General features: G+C 69.6%; 7 protein-coding genes. 5 read left to right on the top strand and 2 right to left on the bottom strand.

Annotated features, from left to right (window positions below):
- Nucleotides 1–85: 85 nt before the first annotated feature.
- The 5 genes from dnaQ to VJS38_RS09415 all read left to right on the top strand — a co-directional run bounded on the left by dnaQ (nucleotide 86) and on the right by VJS38_RS09415 (nucleotide 3,848).
- A complete protein-coding gene (gene dnaQ, locus VJS38_RS09435; RefSeq protein ID WP_324087897.1) occupies nucleotides 86–790 on the top strand; it encodes a DNA polymerase III subunit epsilon in 705 nt (234 codons plus the stop codon).
- An 83-nt stretch (nucleotides 791–873) separates the two neighbouring features.
- Complete coding sequence (locus VJS38_RS09430; RefSeq protein ID WP_324087896.1) at nucleotides 874–1,275, top strand: DUF805 domain-containing protein; 402 nt, start codon at nucleotides 874–876, stop codon at nucleotides 1,273–1,275.
- 83 nt (nucleotides 1,276–1,358) lie between these two features.
- On the top strand, nucleotides 1,359–2,513 hold the full coding sequence (gene rlmN, locus VJS38_RS09425) for a 23S rRNA (adenine(2503)-C(2))-methyltransferase RlmN (RefSeq protein WP_324087895.1): 1,155 nt from the start codon (nucleotides 1,359–1,361) through the stop codon (nucleotides 2,511–2,513).
- Between the two features lie 76 nt (nucleotides 2,514–2,589).
- Nucleotides 2,590–3,009 carry a DUF350 domain-containing protein gene (locus VJS38_RS09420; RefSeq protein ID WP_324087894.1) on the top strand — a complete coding sequence of 140 codons (420 nt, stop codon included), beginning with the start codon at nucleotides 2,590–2,592 and terminating at the stop codon, nucleotides 3,007–3,009.
- 8 nt (nucleotides 3,010–3,017) lie between these two features.
- Nucleotides 3,018–3,848: a serine protease gene (locus tag VJS38_RS09415; RefSeq protein WP_324087893.1), complete on the top strand. Its 831-nt coding sequence runs from the start codon at nucleotides 3,018–3,020 to the stop codon at nucleotides 3,846–3,848.
- Here VJS38_RS09415 and VJS38_RS09410 read toward each other — a convergent pair.
- Together VJS38_RS09410 and VJS38_RS09405 are read right to left on the bottom strand one after the other, a co-directional pair.
- Nucleotides 3,845–5,212, bottom strand: coding sequence for an AmpG family muropeptide MFS transporter (locus tag VJS38_RS09410; protein ID WP_324087892.1), 1,368 nt, complete (start codon nucleotides 5,210–5,212; stop codon nucleotides 3,845–3,847). The genes VJS38_RS09415 and VJS38_RS09410 overlap by 4 nt on opposite strands.
- Nucleotides 5,213–5,252: 40 nt before the next feature.
- A partial coding sequence (locus VJS38_RS09405) for a response regulator (protein ID WP_324087891.1) occupies nucleotides 5,253–5,857 on the bottom strand: 605 nt, incomplete at its 5' end.

Raw genomic sequence — 5,857 nt, 5'->3', positions numbered from 1 at the left:
CCATCATGCGCGATCCACAGCGACGACCGAACAGGGACAAAGCGACAGCTTGATCGGGCGACGCGAACCGGGCCAAGACTGACGCATGGCGCGTGAGATCGTCCTCGACACCGAAACCACCGGCTTCGAGCCGCATCTCGGCCACCGACTGGTCGAACTGGCCTGCCTGGAGATCGAGGACTTCGTCCCGACCGGCCGCAGCTTCCACACCTACATCGACCCCTGCCGCGACATGCCGGTGGAGGCCGAGCGGGTGCACGGCCTGTCCGAGGCCTTCCTGCGCGGCAAGCCGCGTTTCGAGCATCCCGACGTGGTCGACGCCTTCCTCGATTTCGTCGGCGACGCGCCGATCGTGGCGCACAACGCCGGCTTCGACCGCGCCTTCGTCAACTGGGAGCTCAGCTGCATCCACCGGATGCAGATCCCGGAAGATCGTTGGGTCGACACCCTGGCGCTGGCCAAGCAGCGCTTCCCGGGAATGCACAACTCCCTGGACGCGCTTTGCAAGCGCTTCAAGATCTCGCTGTCGGAGCGCGAGAAGCACGGGGCGCTGATCGACGCCAAGCTGCTGGCCGCCGTCTACCTCGAGCTGAAGGGCGGCCGCGAGCGGCGGCTGGAGCTGACTTCGGCGGAGCTGGTCACCGCGGTGGCGGCCGCCAAGCAGAACGAATACGGCGCCCGCCCTCGCCCGCTCGCCCCGCGCTCGACCGACGCCGAGCGCGAGCTGCACGCCGCCTTCATCCGCAACGTGGTGAAGAGCGACGAGCTCTGGAGCAAGTACGGTCTCTGAGGCCAGCCGGCTGTCGATCGATCGACTTGCAAAGTGTAAATCTGTTCGACCTAAGATGGACCCCTCAGGAACGGGGGTCGTCAATGAACTACGTCATCCAAGTCTACCGGAAATATGCGGCGTTCGACGGCCGCGCGCGCCGGCGAGAATACTGGTCTTTCGCCCTATTTTTCTTAGTAATTTTTTTCGCGACGGAAGTTCTCGTCAGCTTCGGGAAAGGAAGCCATAACGTAGCAATACAGATAGGCGGCGCTGCCATGTTGGTGGTGTTTGCTGTTGGATCTCTTGTACCTGGCCTGGCTGTTCGTATTCGGCGCCTTCACGATATCAACAAGAGCGGATTCTGGATACTTATCGCGATCCTTCCGATTATCGGTGAGCTCGTCCTTCTCGTCTTTTCGCTGCTTCCGGGCACAAGGGGCGCCAATCGCTATGGCCCGGATCCGAAGGTTGTCGGCGACGACGTGGCGCGCGTTTTCAGCTGACGGGTGCGTTGACGCGCCCGATTTGGCGCGGGCCCGCCCCTCGCCTATATTCGCCGCTCCTCAGAGCAAGGAATTTCCGACCCTTGGGCGTGACCCTCGACCTTTCGCGCGCGCAGGCCGCGTCCGCCCAGCCGGCGCTTCGGAACCTGACCGGGCTCAGCCGAGCCGAGCTTGCCCAGGCCCTGGTCGAGGCCGAGGTCGTGCGGCCCGACAAGGCGCGGATGCGCGCCTCGCAGCTGTGGCGCTGGATGCACCACTATGGCGTCACCGAGTTTTCGGCCATGACCGACGTGGCCAAGGAGACGCGCGCGGCGCTGGCGGAGAAATTCACGCTCGTCCGTCCGGAGGTCGTCGAGCGCCAGGTCAGCCGCGACGGCACCCGCAAGTGGCTGATCCGCATGGCCCCGGGCGTCGAGGTCGAGACCGTCTACATCCCCGACGTCGGCCGCGCCGGCGCGCTCTGCGTCTCCAGCCAGGTCGGTTGCACGCTGAACTGCACCTTCTGCCACACCGGCACCCAGGCCCTGGTGCGTAACCTGACCGCCGCCGAGATCGTCGCCCAGGTGCAGGTCGCCCGCGACGACCTCGGCGAATGGCCCTCGCCGAAGGAGGACCGCCGGCTCTCGAACATCGTCTTCATGGGCATGGGCGAGCCGCTCTACAACCTCGACAACGTGGCCGCGGCGATCGACGTCATCGCCGACCACGAGGGCATCGCCATCTCCCGTCGGCGGATCACCGTCTCGACCTCGGGCGTGGTCCCCGAGCTTGGACCGCTCGGCGTGAAGACCCAGGCCATGCTGGCGATCTCGCTGCACGCCACGAACGACGAGCTGCGCGACAAGCTGGTGCCGCTGAACAAGAAGTATCCGATCGAGGAGCTGATGGCGGCCATCCGCGCCTACCCGGGCCTGTCGAACGCCAAGCGGGTGACCTTCGAGTACGTCATGCTGAAGGGCGTCAACGACAGCCCAGCCGAGGCCAAGGCCCTCATCAAGCTGCTCAAGGGCGTCCCCGCGAAGATCAACCTGATCCCGTTCAACAAGTGGCCGGGCTCGGACTACGAGTGCTCGGACTGGAAGACGATCGAGGCCTTCGCGGCGGTGCTGAACCGCGCCGGCTACGCCTCGCCGATCCGCACCCCGCGCGGCCGCGACATCCTGGCGGCCTGCGGTCAGCTGAAGAGCGAAAGCGAGAAGATGCGCGCCAGCGAACGCCGCCGGCTCGCCGCCGAATAGGCCGATCCCGCCCAAGCTGCGCCGGGGCCGCGGTTCGTGCTAAGCACCGCGGTTGTTCGCGGGGGGTAAGTGATCCATGCCGACATCACCGGAGATGCAAGCCTTCGCCAGCGGCTTTCCGATCGCCCTGCTGCATATCACCGTCAGCGTGCTGATGCTGCTGGCTGCGGCAGGCGTCTACATCGTGCTGACGCCGCACAAGGAGATCAGCTTGGTCAGGCAGGGCAATGTGGCCGCCGCCGTCGACCTGGGCGGAGCGCTGGTCGGCCTGGCCATTCCGCTGGCCTTCTCGCTGAAGGGCTCGACCAGCTTGGTCGACGTGGCGCTTTGGGGCGTGGCCACGGTCGTCATCCAGCTGCTGGTCTACCGGATGGTCGACCTGGTGCTGCACGGCCTGCCCAAACGCATCCGCGACGGGGAGATGGCGGCGGCGGCCATGCTGGTCGGCGCCAAGCTCGCCACCGCCATGATCGTGGCCGCGGCCGTCGCCGCCTGAGCCGCGCCATGCGCCGCCCGCCCCTTCCCGACTGGCTGATCTACGCCGCGGTGGTCGGCGCCCTGCTGTTCGCAGCTCTCGGCCGGCGCGAGCATGTCGACGCCCCGCCCGCGCCGCCGCCCGTGCGCAAAGCGGACGGGGCGCTGCTGGCGCCCGCTTCGCCGTTCGACCCCTCGGTGACCGTCGACGTGCCCGACCGCGCCGGCCCCGCCACCGGCACCGCCTTTTCGGTCGCCTCCTCCGGCGTCTGGATCACCGCCCGCCACGTCATCGACGGCTGCCGCCAAACGGCGGTGGTGGTCGGCGACGGCCTGGGCGTGGCGGCGACCGCCGACATCGATCCGCAAGGCGAGGCGGCCGTGCTCAGGACCCGCGGCGGCGCGCCGGCCCTGCCGCTCGACCTGGGGGCGCCGCTGCACGAGGGCGAGCTCGCCTATCACCCGGGCTTTCCCCAGGGCCAGCCGGGCGAGGCCGCCTCGCGGCTCCTGGGGCGGGAGAACCTGGTGGTCCACGGCCGCGGCGCGCGTGTCGAGCCGGTGCTGGTCTGGGCCGAGGTCGGCCGCACCGACGGCCTGAAAGGTAGCCTGGGCGGCCTGTCGGGCGCGCCGGCGCTGGACGCCCAGGGCCGGGTGGTGGGGGTGACGATCGCCGAGGCCCCGCGGCGCGGGCGGATCTACACGACGGCGCCCGAGACCGTGGTCCACCTGATCGCCGAAAGCCGCACCGCCCTGCCCGTCGCACCGACCTCCGGCAAGCTGATCACCCGTGAGAACTACGGCAAGGTGGCCGACTCCCTGCGCCGCGACCTGCGCGTCGCCCAGGTGGTCTGCCTGGCCTAAGCGGCGTTCGCCTTGCGCCGTCCGCGGTCCAGGTGGTGGATCAGCAGGAACAGCAGGATCGGCGGGATCGCCGTCAGGCCCGTGCCGATGAAGGCGACCGCGTAGGCGCCGAGCGGGCCGTAATGCGGCGTCAGCGCCTCGACCGTCACGCCCGAGAAGCCCTTCAGGAACTTGCCCAGCATGGCGTAGGTCGAGGACAGCAGCGCGTACTGGGTGGCGGTATACCCAAGATTGGTGAGGCTCGACATGTAGGCCACCAGCGCCACCCCGGCGAAGGCCTGGGCGAAGCTGTCCAGGGTCATCACCGCGGCGAAAGTCGGCATGTCGTGATGGAGGCTGAGCAGGGCGAAGGCGGCGGTGCCGGCGCCTTCGATCAGCGCCCCCAGCATCAGCGACGGCAGCAGCCCCAGCCGGATCGAGCTCAAGCCGCCGACGGCGATGCCGAGGAAGGTCGCGCCCAGGCCGAAGGAGCCGCGCACCAGGGCCACCGTGTCCTTCGGCACGCCCAGGTCGTGGTAGTAGGGGTTGTACATCGGCCCCATGATGAAGTCGGGCAGCCGGTAGAGGGCGACCGCGGCCAGCATCAACAGGCCCACCGCGCGATGCTGGCTGAAGAACTCGACGAACGGACCGACGAGGGCGTCGAACAGGCCGCGCGGCGACAGGAGCGAGGCCTTGGCCTGCATCACCTCCTCGGCCCGCGCCGGCTCGAAGGCGACGAAGGTGGCGGCGGCGCCCACCGCCATCAGCACGGCCACGCCGACGTAGGACGGCGCCCAGCCGAAGCGGGCGGCGGCGGCGATGATCAGGGCGTCGGTGATCAGCAGCGCGCCGCGGTAGCCGAGCTGGGCGGCCGACGTCAAAAGCCCCATCTCGTCGCTGTCGCCCGCGGCCTCGATCCGCCAGGCGTCGATGACGATGTCCTGGGTGGCCGAAGCGAAGGCTGTCAGCACCGCGAAGGCGCCGATCGCCACCAGCCCCGGCTGGACGCCGACCACCGCCATGCCGACCAGGCCGATCGCGACCAGGATCTGCGACAGCAGCATCCAGCCGCGCCGCCGGCCCAGCCGCCCGAGCAGGGGCACGTCGACCCGGTCGACGATCGGCGACCACAGGAACTTCAGAAAATAGGCGGCGCCGACCCAGGAGATGAAGCCGATCGCCTTCAGGCTCGTGCCCTCGTCGCGCAGCCAGTAGCCGAAGGTGTTGGCGGTAAGGAGGAACGGCAGGCCGGACGAAAAGCCGAGCGCCAGCATCACCGCGACCTTGGGCTGGCGCAACGCCCCCAGCACCTGGAGCGCGCTGCGGCGGTGGTGGTGTGGTTTCGGCGGCGCGGCCGCAATGGCCTTCGCGTCGGCGGTCATCGGCGGACTCTCGGCGGGAGCGCGCCCCCCGCGCCCTTCGTCAGCCGACCTTGGCGCGCGCCGGCTCCCGCGTCCAGCCGGCCTGGCCCCACCGCGACAGCACGGCGCGCAGGGCCTCGGGCAGAAGCGGCTTGACCAGGAAGTCGTCCATGCCGGCCGCAAGGCACGCCGCCCGGTCGTCGTCGAAGACGTTGGCGGTCAGCGCGATGATCGGCGTCGCGACCCCCTGGGCGCGCAGGAGTCTCGCGGTCTGCTCGCCGGAGAGCCCGGGCATGCGCATGTCCATCAGGATGATGTCGTAGGCGCCGACCTTCACCGCCGCCAGCGCCTCCTCCCCGGCGCGGGCGTGATCGACCTCGCAGCCTTCCCGGGTCAGGAGGGCCCGGGCGAGCAGGGCGTTGACCGGGTTGTCTTCGACCAGCAGCACCCGTGCGCCCGGCGCGGCGGCGATGGCGATCCGCTCGTCGTCGGGCGCTCCGGCCCGATCCGACTGGGCGCCGGCGGCGATCTGCACGCGCTCGGCCAGCGAGGCTCGGCGCAGCGGCTTGATCAGGTAGCCGAGGAAGCCGGCGTCGCGGTAGCCGTCGAGCCGGTCGCGTTCCTGGCTGGTCAGCAGGATGATCGACGGGCGCTGCGCCGGCGGCT

This window comes from Phenylobacterium sp., assembly GCF_035276905.1.
Taxonomy (GTDB): domain Bacteria; phylum Pseudomonadota; class Alphaproteobacteria; order Caulobacterales; family Caulobacteraceae; genus Phenylobacterium.
Note: the sequence above shows the minus strand (reverse complement) of the source record. Positions and strands in the feature narration are given on the sequence as shown.